The organism is Winogradskyella psychrotolerans RS-3 (assembly GCF_000427335.1).
In the GTDB taxonomy this organism is placed as follows: Bacteria; Bacteroidota; Bacteroidia; order Flavobacteriales; family Flavobacteriaceae; genus Winogradskyella; species Winogradskyella psychrotolerans.
Genome location: NZ_ATMR01000142.1, coordinates 1 through 535, shown reverse-complemented (window position 1 = coordinate 535; position 535 = coordinate 1). Strand labels below are relative to the sequence as shown.

Annotated in this window: 1 protein-coding gene; it reads left to right on the top strand. The window is 38.9% G+C overall.

The features are described from left to right. The coding region (locus ADIWIN_RS14905; protein ID WP_040757549.1) for a glycosyltransferase at positions 1-495 on the top strand (495 nt) is incomplete at its 5' end. Positions 496-535: the final 40 nt, after the last annotated feature.

Below are 535 nucleotides of genomic sequence, written 5' to 3'. Positions count from 1 at the left end.
GCCAATAAAATTACCAGCCCTTATAAAGGGTGGAAATACCTTATGGAAGCACTCAAAGATTTGAAAGAGAATTATCAGGACCTTGATGTTTGTCTTCTAATTTTCGGTAGTGGTCCAAATAAAGAGATTCAGGAATCTATTCCGTTCCCTTGTAAATTTATGGGTTTCATCACGGATGATTATACCACCAACTTGGTTTACAATGCATCGGATGTTTTTGTCGCCCCATCACTTGCCGACAACCTTCCGACCACCATTCTTGAAAGCCTTGCATGCGGGACGGCTGTTGTCGGTTTCGATGTAGGAGGGATCCCTGATATGATCGATCACCTTAAAAATGGGTATTTGGCGAAATACAAAGATGAAAAAGACCTTTCTAAAGGTTTGAATTATTGTCTATCAAATAAATTGGAAGGGTACTTGCTACCTGAATTTCAAAAAAGTGAAATTATAAACCAGCACCTGGCCTTAATGAAAGAAGCCACCAAGGATTGATTTGTGGGAAAAGTAGAGAAATATAATGCTTCATTAAAGC